The sequence below is a fragment of the Blastocatellia bacterium genome (assembly GCA_035275065.1).
In the GTDB taxonomy this organism is placed as follows: Bacteria; Acidobacteriota; Blastocatellia; order UBA7656; family UBA7656; genus DATENM01.
On record DATENM010000153.1, the window covers coordinates 36,332 to 54,556 of the forward strand.

Here is an 18,225-nt window from a genome sequence, read left to right on the forward strand (position 1 = left end):
TCTCTTCCGGCAGTTGCCCGGCCCGTAGGATGGAATCTGCCCGGCGTCATTCAGGCGGTGGCTTCGTGGCGGGCGGCGGGTTGGCCGCAGGCCGCGGCAATGTCCTGGCCGCGCGGCCGGCGAACAGGTGTGCCTGCCTGCTTGCAAAGCATGACTCGAACGGCTACCTTCACCCTCATGCTTGCGCCCGATTCATTGATCGGCAATCGCTACCGCGTCGTGCGCCCCATCGGCGAAGGCGGCATGGGAGCGGTCTACGAAGCCTTCGACCAGCGCTTGCGCTCGCGTGTCGCGCTCAAGCAGACGCTCTTCAATCAAACGCAATATACCGACGCGTTCGAGCATGAAGCGCAACTGCTGGCCAACCTGCGCCACCCGGCGCTGCCGAAAGTGAGCGATTATTTCAGCGACCCCGAAGGCCAGTTCCTGGTGATGGAATATATTGACGGCGATGACCTCGGCGCTTTGCTGACGCGCACCGGCAAGCCTTTCTCGTTCGACACCGTGGCGCGCTGGGCCAACCTTCTGCTCGACGCGCTCGATTACCTGCACAACCAGCCGCAGCCGATCATCCACCGCGACATCAAGCCGCAAAATTTAAAGCTCACGCCGCGCGGCGAGATCATCCTGCTCGACTTCGGGCTTGCGAAAGGCGCTCTCTCGCAGATGGCGAGCATGAAGAGTGTTTACGGTTACACGCCGCAATATGCGCCGCTCGAACAGGTGAACGGCACCGGCACCGATGCGCGCAGCGATCTTTATTCGCTCGGCGCGACGCTCTATCACTTGATGACCGGCACGATACCGCCGAGCGCCGTAGCGCGGGCGACGGACGTGCTGAATGGCTTGCCGGACCCGCTGCCCGCGGCGCATACGATCAACCGCGAAGTGCCGGCGGCGGTCGGCGACCTCTTGATGCAAGCGATGGCGATTGAAGCGCGCCGGCGCTTTGCGAGCGCCGCGGCCATGCGCGCCGCATTGCGGGCCTGTGCCGAGTCGCAGAGCGCGCACGCCGCCGCGCCCATCACCGATCCGCTCAACGCGCCGACGACGAACGCGGTCGCCCCGCCCGCCACGGCGCCGGATTTTGCAACTCGTCAGACTTCTGCCGGACGTTTCGAGCCGCAGCCTGACAGGCCGGCGGCCTGGTCTACGGCTCAACCGCTGCCTGCACGGCCAGCGCCCAACCGCGCCGCATGGTGGCTGGTTGGCGGTCTGCTGCTGCTGCTCATTCTAGCCGCACTATTCGCATGGCGATGGGTAGCGCGCCGTGAATCTCGAAGGACGCGGGCCGGTGTCAGCAAGCCAGCTACGACAGGCTATCCCGTGACGCTCGCCGCCGGCGGCGAGGCGCGGGTTAAAGATGACCTTTATAAAATTCTCAGCGCCCGGCTAGAGCGTTATTCAACCGACAAGCTGGTGCTGCGTCTGAAGGTGCGGCTGCTGCACGAGGCCGAAGGCTCGATCAACTACTGGGACGACAGCTTCCGCCTGCTGGCGGATGGCGCGGCGATGGCGCCGACGAAAGCGCCCAACCTGGTTGTTTCGCCTTATGCCGCAATGGACGCCCAGGTCGAGTTCGTCATCCCCGAAAGCCTCAGCCATGCAGAGTTGCAGGTCGGGCAGGCGGGTCGCGAAACCAGTGTCATTCCGCTCGACTTGAAGGCGCGCGGCAACGACGCCGACAGCAAGCCCGCGCCGAGCGTCTATCAAAACGCCCGCTTCCCGCTGACGCTGGCCGGCGGCGATGAGATGCGCGCCGGTGATGCGACTTACAAAATCTTATCCGCGCAGCTTGATCGTTATGCGAGTGACCAGCTGGCCCTTGAATTCAAGATTCGCTACACCAACAACGGCGAATATAGCGTGGCGCTGGGCGAGGATGCGTTTCGCGTCTTGATCGACGGCGTGCCGTTTGCGCCGGTCAAAGCGCCGAACCTGCTCGTCGAGCGGCAAAGTGACGCCGAAGCCACGGTGGTCTTTGCCATTCCAGATAACCTGACCGGCGTCGAGCTGCAAGTCGGCCAGGTCGGCCATGAGACGGCGACCGCGCCGATCTCGCTAAAACAATGAAACCGACCGCGCACGAATGGCGCGGTGGCCGTTTAGGCAGTGGCTTCGTGGCGGGCGGCGAATCAGCTTGACTACTACAAACGGGTTACCTACGATGAAAAATAAGAGGAATGAACGATGGCGGCGAATCTCGAAGACCGAATCGATGCGCTCGAACGCGAAGTACGTCAGCTAAAGTCTGCCGTGAGGAGATCGAAAAAAAAGCCGCAGCCGTGGTGGGAGCGCCTGGCCGGCACTTTCAAAGACGATCCGGTGTTTGATGAGATTGTTGAATCCGGCAACCGTTACCGCAAGGCCCTGTCGCGACAAAAACGATGATTATCGTTTTAGACACCGACCATCTGACGCTTATCCAACGTCAAACTCAACCTGCTTATGCTCGCCTTCGCACACGGCTACAGCGACATGCCGCAGCCGAGGTTTTTACGACCATGATCAGCGTCGAAGAACAAATGCGTGGTTGGCTTAAGGTGATTGCCCGTGCGAAAACTGCTCAACAGGAAGTCTCTGCCTACCTGCGCCTTCATGCAATGCTAGCCTTCTTTGCCGCCATTCCACTGCTCGATTACACCGAAGAAGCGGCTGTCGTCTTCGACAGGCTTAGACATTCACGGCTACGGACCGGCTCGATGGACTTAAAGATTGCGGCCATCAGTCTGGCGCATGGCGCCCTCTTGCTTTCAAGCAATCTGAAAGATTATCAACAAGTGCCGAATCTCAAAGTTGAAGATTGGACACAGTGAAGCAGGGTCAGGAAGCGATTGCACTGTTCAGGCAGTGGCTTCGTGGCGGGCGGCGAGCTGGCCGCAGGCCGCGGCGATGTCCTGGCCGCGCGGGCGGCGAATGAACGACAGCACGCCGGCGTCGGTGAGAATCTTTTGAAAGGCCATGATGCGCGATAGCGGCGTGGCGCGATAGGGCAATTCGGGCGCGGGATTATGCGGAATCAAGTTCACCTTGGCGCGGATGCCGTTCAGCAAACGCACCAGCGCGCGGGCGTCGCGGTCGCTATCGTTCACCTGATCGAGCATCACATACTCGAAAGTCAGACGCTCGCGCTCGGTCAGCGGGAAGCGGCGACACGCCGCCATCAATTCGGCGAGCGGGTACTTGCGATTGATCGGGAAGAGGCGGTCGCGCAGTTCGTCGTTGGCCGCCGTCAGCGAGATCGCCAGGCGCGGGCGCAGCGTTTCTTTTGCCAGCTCGTCAATGCGCGGCACGATGCCTGCGGTTGACAGGGTCACGCGGCGCGGCGGGATGGCCAATCCCTTTTCGTCTGCAAACAACCGCACAGCGCGCATCGCCGCATCATAGTTCAACAGCGGCTCGCCCATGCCCATCATCACGACGTTCAGCGGGTGGCGCTCGTCACGCGACTCGCGGATTTTCTCGCGGCCCGCAATGTCCCGACCCACTTTGGTGATTCCCGTTTCTTTCGCCGGCAGCGCGCCCTCGCCGTAGACTTCGTTCAACGCGACGATGATCTGCGAAACGATCTCGCCGGCCGTCATATTGCGCTTCAGACCGAGCACGCCGGTCATGCAAAAGTCGCAGGCGAGCGGGCAGCCAACCTGACTGGAAATGCAGATCGTGTCGCGGCGCGCTTCGGGCATAAAGACCGCTTCGACTTCGCGCCCGTCACCCAGCTCAAGCAGGAAACGTCGCGTGCCGTCTGACGACGTGAAGATGTTCTTGATGCGCGTGCGCGTGACCTCTGCGTGCGCGGCCAGTTGTTCTCGCAAACGCACAGGCAAGTCGGTCATCGCCGCAAAGCTCGTCAGCCGCCGGCGATAGATGGCATCAAAGAGCTGACGGGCGCGGAACGGCTTTTCGCCAAGCTCGGCCATCAACGTCGAAAGCTCGGCCTCATTCATGCCGAGCAGTTCGACCTGTGGATTCGACAATACCTTCAACATGCCATAATCATTTTTTCACGACTTGAACCGACTCCGCCAGTCGGTCGCCGGCGCGGCTCTACATAACCTCAGTAGAGCCGCGCCCGCTTCAGTCGAGATGATCGGCAAGCAAGGGTCCACTTCTTACCCCTGCAAGTCGGCCAGGAAGGCAGCCAGGTCCCAAAATTCTCTGACCGACTCAAGCTTCCCATCCTGGTTGAAGCGGAAGATGCCCATGCCATCAATGGTGATGTGCTTGTTGGTCGTCGTCTTCAAATCCAGTTTCCAGTTGACCGCCGCCTCGTTGCCGCAGACGACGACATCCTGTATCCGGTGCTTGATGTCGCTGAACGGGGCGATGATGTTGGTGATGAAGCCCGTGAGGGCCGCCGTCCCCTGCACTGGCGGCGTGCCGACAGGGTCTTCGAGCACGCCATCGGAAGCGAAGGTGTTGACGTAGCGCTGCACGTCGTGGGCGCTGACGGCGTCAAAGTATTCCTCGACCGCTGCCTCGATCTGTTCCGGCGTTAAACTGCTGTTGGGCGAGAGCGTGCCAGCGGCTTTCACCTGAGGCGCAAAGGCCGTGCTGGTCGCCGCGATTAAGGCAATCATTAACGCAAGCGCGCTGAGCGCGCGGAGGTGGCTCAAATAGATTTTTTTCAAATGCAACATGGTCTCTTTCTCCGTTTTCAGATAGTGGGTGATCGATTACAGCGGGCGGAACGACTCTCCGCATCGCCACAGAATTGGCAAGACCACGGCCTTCTTTGCCGCGTCTCGGTCGGCGTCAAGGTCTCAGCTTGTCGCGCTCGGCGGAAAACTGGCGCGCGTCTTCGAGCGGGCCGGCTGGCCTGCCGGCAGGCACTTTAAGATGTGTGAGGCGTTTGATCGCCGAAGTCACCAGCCGCCGCGAATTGCCGCCTGCGGCGACGAGAAAGACGGCGCGCAAGCCGTCGGCGAGATAGCTCGCTCCGATTGCGCCATCATCGCCGTTGTCTTCCTGCGCGCCGACCAGCCAGGCGGTGGCACTCGCCTCGCCCAACCGCCCGCCCATCAGCAGGCCGCTATGCGACCCGGCGTCGGTCAGGGTAAAACTGTAGACGCTGTTCGCAGTCTGTATCAGAAGCAGGTCGCCTACGCTTAGCTCGTCCAGGCCGATTTCGGTAACCGCCGCCGCCCGGATGCCGATGTTCGGCCACAGCGGGCGGGACGCGGCGGAAGGCTGCTCCAGGGTGTCTGCGATCATATTGCTCATAAGACCTCCGGCCGTCACAACTGGCGGCGGTTACTTGTCGATGAGATAGCCCGAGACGACGAACCTGGCCAGCACGCTGCCGGTCGTTACGTCGCGGTCTACGTGAACCAGAGCGCTGGGCGTGTCGGCGTAGACGCGGACCGTCTGGCTCGCCTCGAAGTAGCTGCCCCCGCCGAACGTGTCACCGCTGGTGTGCAGCAGGTGCTTGCGCAGCGTGTTGTCCGGGGCGACGTGGGTAAGCAGCGAGAAAAGTATCTTCTGCCCGGCGGGCGGGAAGGCCGAGGCCGAGACCTGTTCGATCACCAGCAACTTGCCCAGGGGGACGTTGATAGCGCCGCTCTGTGCGCCCAACCCCGGGTCCACCGTGACCTCGACTTCCTGCTGGAACGGCTGCGGCTTCGCGCCTTCGACGTTGGTGACGTAGATGGGATTGGCCGGGTCGCTGTCGACCTTGACCGAAGGCACGCCACTGATGCCGACGCTCCAGGCGCCGCTCTGCTTGGCCTGCACCGTGCCGGCAATGGTCGTCGTGCCCTGAGCGACGGTCGGCACGGGCTCTGCCGTGGTATTGATAACCCTCACGTCCTTGTCGGACGGCGGGGCGCTGTGCGTGGGGGTGACGCCGACCAGGAGGGCGGCGACGATAACCAGAGTAAAAGCAATTGCGTTAAATCGCTTCTTTTTGATCGTGTCCATTTCGACTCTTCCTTTCATGCGAGTTGTCATTAGGTTGCGTTCTTGGGAACCGCTTCATCTTGTTCTTCCTATCCCTTGCTGATTCATTACCGCGCCGAATCCGCTGTTCTCATCTGCGCCTTTGCGCTAGAATGAGCCGCGCGCGGCGACCCCACCTTGGCCGGTCCCGCGTCGCGTCCCCGGCGTGGATGCAACATACTCGACGGCGGGCTCCGAGGTCTTGTAAGCGGACTTTAATTTTTCTGGGATTTTATGGGAGCGTCTGAATGCAAGCCTTAAATGGCAGCGATAAAGTCATTTATCGGTTTGAAGAGTTCGAGCTTGATCCGATACGGCGCTTGCTCTCAAAGCAGGGGCAGGCGATCCCGCTGACGCCAAAAGTCTTCGAGACGTTGCTCGCGCTGGTGCGCCAGCGTGGGCGTGTGTTGAGCAAAGACGAGCTGATGCAGGCCGTCTGGCCTGACACCATCGTCGAAGAGACCAACCTGGCGCACAACATCTCGGCCCTGCGCAAACTGCTCGGCCAGAAGGCCGGCGACAACCGCTTCATCGTCACCGCGCCGGGGCGCGGTTACCAGTTCGTCGCCGAGGTGCGGCAGGAGGCGCGCGGCACCGCCGAAGAATCACCCGCCACCGCCGAAGAGACGAGCAGCCCGGCCAACGCATTGCCCAGCCCGGATGAACCCCGTGAACCCATCGCTGCCGTGCTGCCGCAACCCCCGCCGGCGACCGCCGACGCCTCGCCCGCTGTGCGGCACGCCCTGCCGCCGCCCGATTTGCTGATCACGCGCCATCACGTCAGCCTGCGCTGGCGTACGGCACTCGGCTTGTTCATAGTCGTCGGACTCGTCGCTGCGGCCGGCCTTATCTGGCTGCGGCCAGGACCAGCGCGGCCCATCCGCTCGGTCGCCGTCTTGCCGTTCAAGCCGCTGGTCGCCGAGACCCACGACGACATTTTGGAGATGGGCATTGCCGACACGTTGATCACGCGCCTGGACAGTCTCAAGCAGATCACCGTGCGCCCGATCAGCAGTGTGCGCCGCTACACGGCGCTCGACCAGGACGCGGTGGCGGCCGGCCGCGAATTGGAAGTCGAGGCCGTGCTCGAAGGCAACATCCAGAAAGCCAATGGCAAGATCCGCGTCTCGGCCCGGCTGGTGCGCATCGCCGACGGCAAGCCGCTGTGGACCCGCCAATTCGACGAGCCGGCGACGGACATCTTCGCCGTCCAGGACGCCATCGCGCAGCGCGTCGCCGCTGATATGATGGGCAGCCTCTCTGGCGACGAGCACGACGGTTTAGCCAGAAACTACACGACCGACCCGGAGGCCTATCAGCTTTATCTGGTCGGCCGTTATTATTGGAATAAGCGCAGCGGCGAGGGCACGCGCAAGAGCATCGACTCATTCCAGCAAGCCATCAAGAAAGACCCGAACTACGCGCTCGCCTACGTCGGCCTGGCCGATGCTTACGTGACGCTCGGCAGTTACACGCTGGCGCCGGCGGTCGAAGTGTTGCCGCTCGGCCGCCAGGCCGCCGAGCGCGCCTTGCAGATTGACCCCGACCTCGCCGAAGCGCATGCGACGCTCGGCAAAATCCTGACCGACTATGATTGGGACTGGGCCGGGGCCGAAAAAGAGTTCAAGCTGGCGCTCGACTTGAAGCCCAACTATGCCAACACGCATCACTGGTATGCCGTGTTGCTGTCGAACGAGGCCCGCTTCGACGAGGCCATACGCGAAATCAGGCGCGCCCTCGAACTCGATTACCTTTCGCCGGCGACCAGTAGCCAGTGCGGCGTCATCCTCTTTCGCGCGCGGCGTTACGACGAGGCCATCGCCGTCCTGCAAAAAACCCTCGACCTGGACCCGAACTTCATCTCCGCGCGCATTTACCTCGGCGGCTGTTACCTCTTGCAGGGCCGGCGCGAAGAGGCATTGGCCGAATTCAAGCGCGGACTGGCGGTAGCGCCCGACACGCCCGGCCTGATTGCGATGATGGGCTACGCCTATGGCATCAATCATCAACTCGACGAGGCGCGGCGTTTCGAGCAGCAATTGAAAGCCCTGGAGGCGCGGCAAGTTTACGTCGCCCCGTCAAGCTACGTCGCCCTCTACTGCGGGATGGGTGAGTATGACGCGGCGTTCAAATGGCTAGAGGTATGTCTGGAAAAACGTGTAGGGATTCGCGGCCTGCCGACCGACCCGCTATTCGACCCGCTACGCAAGGACCCGCGCTATGATGACTTGATGCGCCGTGCCGGCATCAAGCAATGAACACTACTCAACGGCCTTCAGCGTCAGGTGAGTGATTTCCGGCGGCGCGCCGATGCGGATGGGCGGCCCTGTGGTCCCCAGCCCGCGATTGACGTAGAGCTGCGAGTCGCCGATCTTATAAAGCCCCGCAAGAAAGACGGTCGAGAGCCGCGCCGGCGTCAGGATCATGTCGCCGAGCGTCAGCGCAATCTGGCCGCCGTGCGTGTGGCCGGATAAGGTAAGGTGAATGCCTTTCGTCGCCGCCTGTGGAAAGCTGTACGGCGCGTGCAGCAAGAGCAAGGTCGTGCCGTCGAGGCGGATGCCGCGCAACGCCTGGTCGAGCATGAGGTCACGGGCGCGGCCACTGATAAAGTCTACGCCGATGATGTTGAGCGTCGCGCCGTTCACGTCGAGCAATTCATTGGCGCTGCGCAGCAGCTTGAAGCCGGCGGCGCGAAAGCGGCGCTCCAGCTCTTCTTCAGAGCCGGTAAACATATCGTGATTGCCGAGACAACCGTAAACGCCGCGCCGAGTCCTGAGCGCCGCCATCGCCCGCATGAACGGCTCGACTTGACTCTGGTCGGTGGCGACGAAATCGCCGGTCAGCGCCACAATGTCGGGCTCAAGTGAGTTGGCGATCTCGACGTACTCGCGCATCGCCGACTCTTTCATGAAAAAGCCGGCGTGAATGTCGCTCATCTGCACGATGGTGAACCCGTCGAGCGGCGGCGGCAGGCCGGGGATGCGAACGACGACGCGCTCGACGACTTTGCGCGAGCGCGCGGCCACCGCGCCATACGCCGACAGCGCAAACGGCATGGAGGCGGCGGCCAGCAGCATCACTTGCAGGAAGCGGCGGCGCGATAGATCGATTGCCGGCGCGGGGCTATCAAGCTCAGCGCCGCGCTTGCGCCGAAAGAACTGCACGGCGGCATACGCTGACATGGCCAGCGGCGCCGCGGCGACAAAGAAGAACGAGCCGATCATCCAGATGAAGAACAGGTACGAGAAGGGCCGCACAATCCTTTCGTAGCCCGCTGCCGGCTCGTAGAGCAGGAACGAGCGCGGGCTGATGAAGGTCTCGGCGATGAACCACAGGAGCGGCGCGTTGATGAAGGCGAACAGCGCCAGCGCCGTGGCCACGGCCAGCTTCTCGCGGCGCTCGGTAAAGCCCATCGAGCGCAGGATGCGCAGGAAAGCGCGCAGCACCACCCACTGCACGGCGACAAAGATTAACGCCGCGATCACCCGCACAATGAAGATGGAAGATGTCGCGCTGACTAGCAGCAGGAATTCTGTCATGGTTTCTCGCTCGCGTGTCGGCGGCCACCGCCGCCCTCTTCATGATACCGTCTGGGCTACGCCCGGCAAGGCGATTCGTTGACTCGCAGGCTTAGATGCGGATTGCAATTAGGTTTACCCTGTAGCGCAAGGCGGTTAGATTGCGCGAGTCGCTGCGCAATCTAACCGCCTTGCGCTACATCATAGCCTAACTCATGTGGGATGCCGAACGCGGGCGACGCATGAGCACGGCGATGATGGCGATCTGCAAAGCGACGAGCATGACATTGACAACCAGCGGCACGAGCAGGCCGGCGCGCAGGCTGGCATAGCGATCAGACACCGTGCCGACCAGCGACGGGATGACCGCGCCGCCCAGGCCGCCCGTCGCAAAGATCGGCGCGGCGCTCGCCGCCGCCCGCTCGCCGAAGGTTTTCAGAAACACGGCAATCGTCGTCGGGTAGATAGCCGCAAACCCCAGGCCCGCCAGACCGGCGCCGCCGAGCAAGCCGACCGTTGCCGTCGTCCCGCGCAACAGCAGGATGCCGAGCAGCGAAACCACCGCCGTAAGCAACACCAGCCGCTCTTCGCTCAAGCGGCGCAGCCATACCGGCGCCAGCAACCGCCCGGTCATCAAGGCCGCCCAGAAGACCGCCTGCGGCAGAGAATAGAGCGCCGCCATCTCGGCATTCGTGCGCTTGGTGTAAGCGCCAATCCAGCCGCTGATGCTGTTTTCCGCGCCGACATATAAAAAGACGAAAGCCGCCAGAACGTAAGCAAAGCCGCTGCGCCAGACACGCCGTGCGGCGGGCGCTTGCGCGTCTTTGGCAAACGCTTGATTGGCTCGCCGGTCAACATGGATGCCTGCGCCGGCATGGCGCGACGCGCTCTGCGCGCGGCTCTGCCAGAGCCACGCGCCGGTGGCCGCGAGAATCACGCCCAGCGTGAGCATCGGCACAGCCGTGCGGTTGTCGCGCGCCGCGACCATCAACAGCAAGGGGCAGGCGACCGCGCCGATGCACCAGACGAAGTTCAAAATGTTGAGCGCCGCCGCGCGCCGCGCACCACGAGTTTCAGAGATCAACAGGTTGGTCGCGGGCATTGCCAGCCCCAGCGCGAATCCGTAAACGCTCACCGCCGGCAGCCCGAACGCCCAGGAGCTTGCGCCGACGCCGGCGACACCCGCCGCCATCAACAGGTAACTGACCGCTATCGTCTGCAAGAACCCAAGCCGCGCAATGATCGCCGGCAGCAGCATCGTGCTAATCACAGAAGCCGCGAACTGCGCCGCGAAGAGGTAACCGGCTTGCGCGTCTGTCAGCCCCCAGCGCACTTTCAACGCCGGCAGCAGCGGCCCGAGCATGGTCGTGACGATGCCGGTCAGCGCGAAGCCGATGTAAGCGACCAGCGAAACTTGCCGGCTGACAGTGGTCGGAAAAGTTGGATGAGCGCGTGGCATCTGGGTGGACGAAGGCGGCAGCGAAATGTTGTGCTGATTACATGCCGGCGCCGAGTCGTTTGCGGGCGCGCGGGCGCACGGCGATCACATGCGCCGCCCGCGTCGTGGATTGTCGAACGATCAACTCTGGCTCGACCATGACCAGCTCAGGGAACGCCGCGCCCGCGCCCTGGTTGATGCGCGCCAGCAGAGTCTCTGCCGCCAGCCTGCCCATCTCTCTGAGCGGCTGGCGGATCGTCGTCAGCGCCGGGTTATAAAACGCCGCGTTGTCGACATCGTCAAAGCCGACGACCGAAACCTCTTCGGGGACGCGGCGGCCCGCCTCCTGCAACGCATGAATGGCGCCGATGGCCGATACGTCGTTAAAGGCGAAGAGCGCCGTGAACGGCTCGCTCGACCGCAGCAGCTTCTGCACCGCCACGTAGCCGACTCCGGGCGACGGCGAATCGCTTTCGAGCTGCGCGACCAGGCTCGCGGGAATCGTGATGCCAAGCGCGCGGGCGGCGGCGCGGATCGAACCCCAGCGCACCTGTGTGTCGCTGCTGAAGGTCTGGCCTTTAATGACGGCGATGCGCCGGTGGCCGAGATCATACAGGTGGCGCAAGGCCAGCCGCGCCGCCGTCGCGTGATTCAGCACGATGTTGGTGACGCCCCTGACATCGTCGTGGCCAGAGACAGACGCCACCGGCAGCGGCATCTCGGCGCGGCACGGCGTATCGACGGCGATCATGCCCTCGACGCAACGGTCAACGAAGAGCTTCGGGTAGCCGTCGAGTAACTCCGGCTTATGGCGGTGGCAGGCGATGATGGTGAAATAGCCGGCCTTGAGCAGATGCTCTTCGATGCCGCTCATCACTTCGGCGGTGTAGCCGCCGCTGATCTCCGGCACCAGCACGCCGAGCGTGTGGCTGCGCTGCATGCGCAGGCTGCGCGCCATGAAGTGCGGCCGGTAATTCAAGCCCCGCGCCGCCGCAAAGATGCGATCTCTGGTCGCTTGCGGAATCGCGCTAGCCGCGGGCCGTTCGTTCAAGACCAGCGACAGCGTGCTTGGCGACAGGCCAAGGTGCGCCGCCAGCTCTTTCAAGCTGACGGGACGTTTGTCGGGCGGTGCGTGTGTTTTGCCGGCGTCGGGGCGGCGCTTCCGCGGCATAGCCCGCAGTTTCGCACAACCGCATGAGCAACGCAAGCATAGCCTGAGAAGTATGGCCTCGACATCCGCTGGGAGCAGAGCAACAACCATCTGGCGGGCGGCGCGCGTCTGCAATATAATGCTCCGGCAAGCGGTTAGGCGCCGCCATACCTAATGAACAGGAGGAATAGCCGATGATGAGCATTAGAAAAATCCTGGCCGCCGTCATCGCGTGCGCGGCCCTCATGGTCGCCTCGGTCATGCCTGGCGGCACAAGCAACCCCGTGTTGCAGAGGGCAGAGGCGGGCTGTCGAGTCAACCAGTCGGTCTGCTGTGGGTGGACCGGGCCCTGCGGCGCAACGTTCACCATGCCGAACGCCAACTGGGTCCAGATCCGCGGCGACGCCTCTACGTGCCCGCAGACACAGTTCGACAGCGGGAGGACGTGCGGGAGCGATGTCCCTTACGTGTACTGCCTCAGCGGCGGAACGGACATGGGAAGCTACGCCATCGACAACAAGCACGTGGTCCTCAACATCTCCACCTCGCCCGGCTCCCACTTGAAGGTGCAGGTGATGTGGTTGTGGTCGTACTACGACTACATCCCGCCGGACTACTACAACGTCTACTTCATGGACCAGCGCAAGGGGCTTACCGGGTATGAGTTCATTCTCCCCTCCGGATATGTGTCCTATCCGCTGGACCTCAGCGACTACATCATCGACTACGGCCCCGACGTGAGCTGTTGGTAAGCAAGCGGGGCGGCTCTTCTTTGCGGCATGAGCGAGCAGGCATTCTCGCTCTCCTGCTTCGCGCCGACCGGGGCCGCCTTCGCACAGAATCTGCTTGACGACAAAAGACGCCGGTGCTACGCTGGTGGCGCTTTACTAAATCGATTTAGTAATTTGAAAACACAGACGAACGAAGCCGACCACCGTGACTGAGACCGGCGCCCAGATCGCCGAAATCACCTGCCATCAACGGCCTTGAGCCGTGCGCACAGGTCGGCCCGAACCGCATTGCCTGGACGGTGCCCGGGGTCGCGGCTGCCTTCCAAGCCGACGACCAATTGCCATTTCTGCCATCGGAGGATTTCGCCATGCGTTGCAGATTCCGCTCTCTTCGTCGCCTCGCCGCAAGCAGCCTGCTGCTGTTGTTGATCAGCCTGACGGCGAGCGCGCAATTCAAAGCCAGCATTCAAGGCACAGTGACCGACAATTCCGGCGCAGTCGTGAGCGGCGCCACCGTCACCGTCACCAACCTGGAGACCAACAAAGCCCAAGCCACGACGACCACCGACGACGGCTTCTATCGCGTCACGGGGCTGCCGCCGGGCCGCTACACGGTGACGGCAGAGCTCGCCGGTTTCAAGAAGGCGGTCATCGAAAACGTCACCGTCAGTGCTGAAGAGCCGCGCGGCGTTGACCTGAAACTCGAAGCCGGTCAGGTCACCGAGTCGGTGACCGTGACGGCGGGCGCCGAAGTCGCGCCCTTGCAAACAGAGAACGCCGACGTCACACGCGGCATCACGCGCCAGGAGATTCTGCGCATCCCGCAGGTCGGGCGCGACCCGTACGAGCTGATCCGCCTGACGCCGGGCGTCTTTGGCGACGGCGCGCGCGGCGGCACCGGCGGCTCCGTCGGCTTGCCGAACACGACCGGGCCGGGCGGCTCGAACAACTCGATCTTTCAAACCGAAAATCAGGTGCCTATTTCAGCCAACGGCCAGCGCCTGTCGGCCAACAACTTCATGATCGATGGCGTCAGCGTCAACAGCCAGACCTGGGGCGGCGCGGCGGTCATCACTCCGAATCAGGAATCGGTCAAAGAGATTCAGGTCTCTTCGAGCACCTACTCTGCCGAAGAAGGGCGCAACAGCGGCGCGCAGATCAAAGTCGTTTCGCAGAACGGCACCAACGAGCTGCACGGCAGCGCCTTCTTCAAGTATGACTCGCCGAAGCTGAACGCTTTTAACAAGTGGAACGGTCCCGACAACGCGCCGCGCGTGCGCGTCAACGACCTCTTCCGCCAGTTCGGCGGCAGCGTCGGCGGCCCGGTCATCAAAGACAAGCTCTTCTTCTTTTTCAGCTACGAAGGGTTGCGCAACAACACGACGAATTACTTCCAGAGCTTCATCGAAACGCCGGAGTATCGCCAGCTCGTCATCAGCCGCAGCCCGAACAGCATCACCGCGCAGGTCTTCAAGACGCCGGGGCTAGAGCCGCGCATTGTCGCGATCATTCCGCGTGATTGCACGGCGGTGCCTGACCGCGCCTGCCGCGTGCTTCCCGGCGGCCTCGACATCGGCTCGCCGTTCGGCACGGTCGGCCACTATGTGCCATTCAGCATGCCGACGGGCGGCGGCCTCGACAACATTCCCGACATCCTCTTTGCGTTGCTCGCTGCTCCCGGCCAGGTGCATGGCGATCAGTACAACTTCCGCTCCGACTATAATCTCGGGGCCAGCGATACATTCGCCTTCAGCACCTACATCACGCACTTCAAGGGCTTGACCAGCGACCCGGCGGGCCGCAGCCGGCCTATTGGCGACATCAATTCCAATCGCACCAATCCGGCCATCACGATGACCTGGATTCACACGCTGAAGCCCACCATGCTCAACGAGGCGCGCTTCAACTTCGCGCGCTTCGGCTATAACGAGATTCAGGATAACCCGGATGCCAACTTCGGCATCCCGCGCATCGAAGTCGAAGGCTTGCCGTTCGACCGCATACGCTTTGGCGCGCCGCGCGGCGAAGCGACGCCGGGCGTCTTCGCCGAAAACACCTTCAACTTCCGCGACACCCTCAGCAACATCGTCGGTCGCCACGCGATGAAGTATGGCCTCGACATCCGCTGGGAGCAGAGCAACAACAACCTGGCGGGCGGCGCGCGTCCGATCTATTCCTTCTCCGGCCTGTGGAATCTGGCGAACGATACGCCGATCTTTGAAGCCATCAACGCCGACCCGGTCACGGGACTGCCTGCCGACGCGCAGCGCTACTTCCGCACCAAAGATTACGCGGGCTTTTTTCAGGATGACTTCAAGTTCCGGCCCAACCTCACTCTCAACCTCGGCCTGCGCTACGAATACTTCACGCCGCTGCGCGAGAAGAACGGCTCGCTGAGCAATCTGCAATTCGGCGCCAATGGGCTGGCCGATTCCAAAGTCGTCGTGGTTGACGAGCTATGGAAGCCCGACCGCAACAACTTCGCGCCGCGCCTCGGCTTCGCGTGGTCGCCAACGCGCTTTGAGAACAAGATGGTCTGGCGCGGCGGCTTCGGCGTCAGCTTCAACCGCCATCCGTCAGCGCCGTTTCTGAACTCGCGCGGCAACCCGCCGTTCTTTGCGCGCTACAACATCTGCTGCGGCGGCGCGGGCGCGGCGGGCGGCGAAGAATGGGCGCCGCCATTCGCCAACGGACAGATTCTCTACGCCCTCGGCGCCACCAACTCGCCCTTCAGCTACCCGGTCAACCCGGCGCTGGCGCAGGGCCTCAACCCGGCGACCGGCGCGCCCAACGGCCCTCCCGTCGAAATCTACGGCGCGCCACCCGAAGTGCCGAACCCTTACGTCTACACCTACTCGCTAGAGGTGCAGTACGATCTGCCGTGGCACGTCGTCGGCAGCGCGGGTTATCAAGGCAGCTCGTCGCATAAGCTGTTGCGGCTGGTCAATCAGAACTACCTCTACCCGAACAACCCTTCGTTCTTCGCCGTCTACTTCCCGACGCCGGACGTCAATGCCAATTACAACGGCATGAATCTGCGCGTCACCAAGCAGTTCACGCAGGGCTTCCAGATTGATGCGATGTATCGCTGGAGCAAGAGCATTGACACGCTGTCGTACGAAGGGCCGGGATTTGTAACCAATCAGACATATCCGCAAGACCTGCGCCAGGAGCGCGGCCCGTCGGATTACGACGTGCGGCACCATTTCGTGATGACAGGGCTGTGGGACTTGCCGATCTTCCGCACCCGCAAAGACTGGGTTGGCAAGGTGCTCGGCGGCTGGCAGATCAATGGCATCCTGACGGCGCACACAGGTTTCCCATGGACGCCGCTGATCGGCAATTGCATCAGCACGCCGGGCGGGGCGGTGCTCTGTCCGTCGCGCCCTGCACAGTATTTCGGCGGCGCGTTGGACCGCACAGACAATCAGACGTTTATGGATTTGGGTGGCAACTTCCCCGGCGGCGGCCAGCGCTTTTTTGACACCACAGACCCCGGCAACCGCCCGCCAGGAATCGGGCGCAACGTCTTTCGCGGGCCGCGCTATCGCAACATTGACCTGAGCCTGGTCAAGCGCACGGGCTTGCCGAGCTTCCACGCGCTCGGCGAAAACGCGGCGCTTGAGCTGCGAGCGAATTTCTTCAACGCTTTCAACATCCTGAACCTCTCGTCGTTCGGGTTCTTCAGTCCCAGCACTGATGTCAAGAATGTGAGCTTCGGTCGCGCAACCTCGGCGCTGGCGGGTCGCGTCATCGAACTGCAAGCGCGCTTCAGCTTCTAGCTGGTAACCTCACGGGGCGTGAGCGAATGGGCCGCAAGCCCGTCCGGTCACGCCCATTTTTTTAGAATGGCATTGAGACCTGGGAGCGCGGGCAGCTTGCCCGCAACTTCTCGAATGCGAAAGACTGGCGGGCGAGACGCCCGCGCTCCCAGGCTCGATCATTGATTGCCGGTGGCGGGTTTGCCTTCAAAAGCTGATGGCAGGTTGCGGTTGTCCGGCTCGCACGTTTGATCTTTTTGGCGGGTCAAGCCTTCGGCTTGCAGCTCTTTGAAAATGGCTTGCTCGCGCGCGGCGTCGTCCTGGCGCTTGAGCCGCGCGTAGATGAGAAAGAGTTGATAGTGAACTTCGGGACAGTCACGGCTCATCGTCGCGGCGCGTTCGAGCACCTGTTCGGCTTCGCCGTATCGGCGCAGCTTCACCAGGTAGCGACCGAGATTATAGTGCGCATAGATGTGACGGCTGCCGAGCGCGATGGCGCGGCGCAGCAATGGCTCGGCTTCACTCAGACGATCCTGCTGGCCGACGATGTAGCCGAGTTGCGCCAGCGCGTCGGCATTATCCGGCTTGAGCGCCAGCGACCGGCGCAGCGCCGCTTCGGCTTTATCAAACAGGCCCTGGCGACGCGCCGCGACGCCGAGGAAGTAATGCGCTTCGGCGATGTCGGGGAAGCGCCGGGCGGCGCGCTCGAATAGGTCGAGCGCCGCTTCGCCTTGATCGAGGAGCAAGTCAACGCCGCCCAATCGCGCGTAGTAGGCGAACTTCGTCGCGTCGGCGTTGAGCGCCCGTTCGTAGTAGGCTTTTGCCGCCGCCGCGCCGCGCGTCTGTCGCAAGCCTTCGCCAATCATGAAGCTGGCGTCGGCAAAGTCCGCGCGCTTCTCTAATGCCTGTTGCCAGAGCGCAATGGCCGCGTCAGTCGTGCCGCGCGCCGCCGCCGTCAGACCGAGGTAGTAAAGCGGCTCGGCGGCATTGGGCGCAAGCAAAGCGGCTGACCGCAAGAGGCGCGCGGCTTCATCGAGGCGCTGCAAGCGGTAATAAACGACGCCGAGATTAATGACGATTTCGTACTGGTCGGGCCGTTGCGCGTTGGCGCGTTCGAGCAGCGGCAAGGCGCGCTCGTTGTCGCCGCGCGCCGCATAGAGCACGCCCAAATTCGCCGTCGCCTGCGGGTGATCGGGCGCGGCGCGCAACACGCTTTCAAAGGCTTGAATGGCTTGCTCATTGCGATGGCTGCGGGCGTAGAGAACGCCGAGATTGGCTTGCGCGGTGATCGAGTGAGGGTTGAGCCGCAGGGCTTCGCGGTATTCGCGCTCGGCTTCCGCCGGGCGTCCGCGCTGATCGAGAATGGCGCCGAGCAAGTTATGGGCGTCGGGATTTTGCGGCGCGGCGCTGAGCGCGCGGCGCACCAGCGGCTCGGCTTCGTCGAGGCGGCCCGCTTGCAATAGGCCGACCGCCTGGCGCAGCAACGCCGCCGTTTCAGCTTGCGGCGCGGTCGCCGGCTGATGCGGCATCGCGGCAGCACCTATTGAAATGAAGACGACACAAACGCCGAGCCCGGCAAGGCGCACGACAGCGTACAGCGTATGGCCGCGCCTTGCGGGTTGGTGCGTTGGTGAATCGAGTCTCTTCATCCGCCGTTGCCTCAGTCGCTTCGCCTAGTATAAGCGGCGGG

The 18,225-nt window shown here is 63.0% G+C and carries 14 protein-coding genes; 6 read left to right on the top strand and 8 right to left on the bottom strand.

Going from position 1 to position 18,225, the window contains the following annotated elements; translation table 11 throughout:
- The first annotated feature begins 150 nt into the window (after window positions 1-150).
- The 3 genes from VJ464_28240 (at window position 151) to VJ464_28250 (ending at window position 2,816) form a co-directional block, all read left to right on the top strand.
- Complete coding sequence (locus VJ464_28240; protein ID HKQ09045.1) at window positions 151-2,073, top strand: serine/threonine-protein kinase; 1,923 nt, start codon at window positions 151-153, stop codon at window positions 2,071-2,073.
- A 117-nt stretch (window positions 2,074-2,190) separates the two neighbouring features.
- Window positions 2,191-2,391 (top strand): hypothetical protein, encoded by a 201-nt coding sequence (locus VJ464_28245; GenBank protein HKQ09046.1) that lies wholly within the window; start codon window positions 2,191-2,193, stop codon window positions 2,389-2,391.
- Window positions 2,388-2,816: a type II toxin-antitoxin system VapC family toxin gene (locus VJ464_28250; protein HKQ09047.1), complete on the top strand. Its 429-nt coding sequence runs from the start codon at window positions 2,388-2,390 to the stop codon at window positions 2,814-2,816. Before VJ464_28245 ends, VJ464_28250 begins: the two co-directional genes overlap by 4 nt.
- Window positions 2,817-2,843: 27 nt before the next feature.
- On the opposite strand, the gene rlmN is transcribed toward VJ464_28250, so the two are convergent.
- The 4 genes from rlmN to VJ464_28270 all read right to left on the bottom strand — a co-directional run bounded on the left by rlmN (window position 2,844) and on the right by VJ464_28270 (window position 5,919).
- A complete protein-coding gene (gene rlmN, locus VJ464_28255; GenBank protein HKQ09048.1) occupies window positions 2,844-3,989 on the bottom strand; it encodes a 23S rRNA (adenine(2503)-C(2))-methyltransferase RlmN in 1,146 nt (381 codons plus the stop codon).
- Window positions 3,990-4,112: 123 nt separating this feature from the next.
- Complete coding sequence (locus tag VJ464_28260) at window positions 4,113-4,640, bottom strand: nuclear transport factor 2 family protein (protein HKQ09049.1); 528 nt, start codon at window positions 4,638-4,640, stop codon at window positions 4,113-4,115.
- Between the two features lie 115 nt (window positions 4,641-4,755).
- Window positions 4,756-5,223, bottom strand: coding sequence for a hypothetical protein (locus VJ464_28265; GenBank protein HKQ09050.1), 468 nt, complete (start codon window positions 5,221-5,223; stop codon window positions 4,756-4,758).
- Window positions 5,224-5,253: 30 nt separating this feature from the next.
- Window positions 5,254-5,919, bottom strand: coding sequence for a hypothetical protein (locus tag VJ464_28270; GenBank protein ID HKQ09051.1), 666 nt, complete (start codon window positions 5,917-5,919; stop codon window positions 5,254-5,256).
- Window positions 5,920-6,185: 266 nt separating this feature from the next.
- Here VJ464_28270 and VJ464_28275 point away from each other — a divergent pair, with 266 nt between their 5' ends.
- Window positions 6,186-8,195: a tetratricopeptide repeat protein gene (locus VJ464_28275; GenBank protein HKQ09052.1), complete on the top strand. Its 2,010-nt coding sequence runs from the start codon at window positions 6,186-6,188 to the stop codon at window positions 8,193-8,195.
- 3 nt (window positions 8,196-8,198) lie between these two features.
- Here VJ464_28275 and VJ464_28280 read toward each other — a convergent pair whose 3' ends face one another.
- The 3 genes from VJ464_28280 to VJ464_28290 all read right to left on the bottom strand — a co-directional run bounded on the left by VJ464_28280 (window position 8,199) and on the right by VJ464_28290 (window position 12,064).
- Window positions 8,199-9,476, bottom strand: coding sequence for a metallophosphoesterase (locus tag VJ464_28280; protein HKQ09053.1), 1,278 nt, complete (start codon window positions 9,474-9,476; stop codon window positions 8,199-8,201).
- Between the two features lie 187 nt (window positions 9,477-9,663).
- Window positions 9,664-10,914, bottom strand: a complete 1,251-nt coding sequence (locus VJ464_28285; protein ID HKQ09054.1) for an MFS transporter — start codon at window positions 10,912-10,914, stop codon at window positions 9,664-9,666.
- A 37-nt stretch (window positions 10,915-10,951) separates the two neighbouring features.
- Window positions 10,952-12,064 carry a LacI family DNA-binding transcriptional regulator gene (locus VJ464_28290; GenBank protein HKQ09055.1) on the bottom strand — a complete coding sequence of 371 codons (1,113 nt, stop codon included), beginning with the start codon at window positions 12,062-12,064 and terminating at the stop codon, window positions 10,952-10,954.
- 173 nt (window positions 12,065-12,237) lie between these two features.
- Between VJ464_28290 and VJ464_28295 the strand changes: the two genes are divergently transcribed.
- Both VJ464_28295 and VJ464_28300 read left to right on the top strand, forming a co-directional pair.
- The gene (locus tag VJ464_28295; protein ID HKQ09056.1) at window positions 12,238-12,795 is read left to right on the top strand and encodes a hypothetical protein; all 558 of its coding nucleotides are present in this window, start codon (window positions 12,238-12,240) and stop codon (window positions 12,793-12,795) included.
- Window positions 12,796-13,142: 347 nt separating this feature from the next.
- Window positions 13,143-16,556, top strand: coding sequence for a TonB-dependent receptor (locus VJ464_28300; protein HKQ09057.1), 3,414 nt, complete (start codon window positions 13,143-13,145; stop codon window positions 16,554-16,556).
- 158 nt (window positions 16,557-16,714) lie between these two features.
- On the opposite strand, the gene VJ464_28305 is transcribed toward VJ464_28300, so the two are convergent.
- Complete coding sequence (locus VJ464_28305; GenBank protein HKQ09058.1) at window positions 16,715-18,184, bottom strand: tetratricopeptide repeat protein; 1,470 nt, start codon at window positions 18,182-18,184, stop codon at window positions 16,715-16,717.
- Window positions 18,185-18,225: the final 41 nt, after the last annotated feature.

Excerpts from the sequence above, each read along its gene's own strand:
- VJ464_28300 (HKQ09057.1), top strand. The coding sequence starts at position 13,143 with ATGCGTTGCAGATTCCGCTCTCTTCGTCGCCTCGCCGCAAGCAGCCTG.
- VJ464_28270 (HKQ09051.1), bottom strand. The coding sequence starts at position 5,919 with ATGGACACGATCAAAAAGAAGCGATTTAACGCAATTGCTTTTACTCTG.
- VJ464_28260 (HKQ09049.1), bottom strand. The coding sequence starts at position 4,640 with ATGTTGCATTTGAAAAAAATCTATTTGAGCCACCTCCGCGCGCTCAGC.
- VJ464_28280 (HKQ09053.1), bottom strand. The coding sequence starts at position 9,476 with ATGACAGAATTCCTGCTGCTAGTCAGCGCGACATCTTCCATCTTCATT.
- VJ464_28295 (HKQ09056.1), top strand. The coding sequence starts at position 12,238 with ATGATGAGCATTAGAAAAATCCTGGCCGCCGTCATCGCGTGCGCGGCC.
- VJ464_28240 (HKQ09045.1), top strand. The coding sequence starts at position 151 with ATGACTCGAACGGCTACCTTCACCCTCATGCTTGCGCCCGATTCATTG.
- VJ464_28285 (HKQ09054.1), bottom strand. The coding sequence starts at position 10,914 with ATGCCACGCGCTCATCCAACTTTTCCGACCACTGTCAGCCGGCAAGTT.
- VJ464_28250 (HKQ09047.1), top strand. The coding sequence starts at position 2,388 with ATGATTATCGTTTTAGACACCGACCATCTGACGCTTATCCAACGTCAA.
- VJ464_28305 (HKQ09058.1), bottom strand. The coding sequence starts at position 18,184 with ATGAAGAGACTCGATTCACCAACGCACCAACCCGCAAGGCGCGGCCAT.
- VJ464_28275 (HKQ09052.1), top strand. The coding sequence starts at position 6,186 with ATGCAAGCCTTAAATGGCAGCGATAAAGTCATTTATCGGTTTGAAGAG.
- rlmN (HKQ09048.1), bottom strand. The coding sequence starts at position 3,989 with ATGTTGAAGGTATTGTCGAATCCACAGGTCGAACTGCTCGGCATGAAT.
- VJ464_28245 (HKQ09046.1), top strand. The coding sequence starts at position 2,191 with ATGGCGGCGAATCTCGAAGACCGAATCGATGCGCTCGAACGCGAAGTA.
- VJ464_28265 (HKQ09050.1), bottom strand. The coding sequence starts at position 5,223 with ATGAGCAATATGATCGCAGACACCCTGGAGCAGCCTTCCGCCGCGTCC.
- VJ464_28290 (HKQ09055.1), bottom strand. The coding sequence starts at position 12,064 with ATGCCGCGGAAGCGCCGCCCCGACGCCGGCAAAACACACGCACCGCCC.